At 71.6% G+C, this 1,541-nt stretch carries 1 protein-coding gene; it reads right to left on the bottom strand.

Annotated features, from left to right (window positions below; translation table 11 throughout):
* Positions 1–1,361 (bottom strand): Y-family DNA polymerase (locus NX782_RS26160; protein WP_441295310.1); only part of this gene is annotated, 1,361 nt, incomplete at its 3' end.
* Between the last annotated feature and the right edge of the window lie 180 nt (positions 1,362–1,541).

The raw sequence follows: 1,541 nt of genomic DNA, 5'->3' as shown, positions 1-1,541 counted from the left end.
TACACCCAGTACAGCGCATGGTCCTGCCCTTCGGCGATGAAGTAGTCGCGCGTTTCCGGCCCATTCCACCAGCCGGCTTCGATCCGCTCCGGGTTCGAGGCCATGCGCAGCGGCGAGCCGTAGAAGGGCCGGTGCTCGCGCATCAGCAAAGCGATCGGCTTGGCCAGCAGCCAGGTCGGCCGCGGCAGGCTCATCACGTCGGGCGGCATCTGCGCGTTGCGCGCGCGGTCGCTGATCCGCATTTGCAGATGCTGCTGCACCGGCACCCACATGTTCGCCTGCTCCGGCCGGTAATCGGCCATCGGCAGGGCCTGCAGCACGTTCTCCGCGCCCAGGCGCGCCACCAGCAGCTCCAGCATGCGCATGCGGTCTTCCTCGCTGCCGCCCGGTTCCGGGAACAGCGATGCGTTTGGCGGCGCCATCGGCTGCAACTGCTTGGCTTCCAGGCCCAGGCCGATCACCGGGGCCTCCAGCACCAGCTTGGCCAGTCTCTCCTTCAGCAAGCGCACCAGGTGCTCGTCGCGCCAGGCCGGTTCGGCCAGCGCCACCTCGACGCAGGTCGGCGCGCGCGCGACCCGGCCCCGCTCGTGCTCGAGCCTGAGCACGATGCGCTCGACCGCCAGCTGGCGCGCGCACAGCCAGCCGGTCAGCTGCAGCAGCAGGCGCCGGGCGCCCGCCAATAACAGTTCGGCGTCGTCGATGCGGTCGAACAATTCGAGGCGCGCACTGAAGGTCTCGGGTGCGGCGATCCACTCGTGCAGCTCCGGGTTCAAACCATAGGCCGCATCCAGCAGGTCGAGCAGCGCGCGGCCGCAGCGCCGCTGCAGGCCGGGACGCGGCAGGCGCCGCAGCTCGCCCAGGCTGGCGCAGCCGATGCCTTCGAACCAGGCCGCGTACGGGCGCGCCGGCGGCGCCAGCAGCACGTCCAGCAGGTCGAGGCGGCGCACCAGCGAGGGCATCCTGAGCGTGCGCCGGACACCCGTCTGCCCATCCGGATGCCTGGCCCGCGCCAGCAGCCAGGCGCCGCGCGCGGTCGGGGCGCAGCCCAGCGCTACCGTAAAGCCCAGCGCTTGCACGTTCGCGCGCACGCGCCGGCACAGCGCCAGCACGCCGCCGAACAGACGCAGGCTGGCGCCGACGTCCATCAGCAGCGTGCCCTCCTCCGCCTCGGCCACCTGCGGCGTGTACTGCAGCATCGCCATCGCCACCGCGACCAGGGCCTCGGCCTCGCGCGGCGGCGAGCGCTCGTGGACCTGGGCTTCGGGCATCAGCATCAGCACACCGCCACGCCGCATGCCGGGCTGCACGCCGGCGGCACGCGCCACCGGGGACGCCGCCAGCACGCGCTCCTGCTCGAGCACGACGCTGCCGGCGTCAGTGCACCAGCTGGGACTGAATACTTCCAGCGGGAGCCGGGGCAGTGACAGGCCGATCCACAGGCGCATGGCGGGGAATGTGCGTTTGCATGAGGTTGGAGGAAAGCGGCAGGAACAGCGGCGCATCGCGCTGCGGCCCACGGCGCTTGACGAAGTCGATCTCGA

The organism is Massilia norwichensis, from assembly GCF_024753245.1.
GTDB lineage: Bacteria > Pseudomonadota > Gammaproteobacteria > Burkholderiales > Burkholderiaceae_D > Telluria > Telluria norwichensis.
The sequence above is the reverse complement of the archived record's forward strand: the minus strand, read 5'-3'. Positions and strand labels throughout refer to the sequence as shown.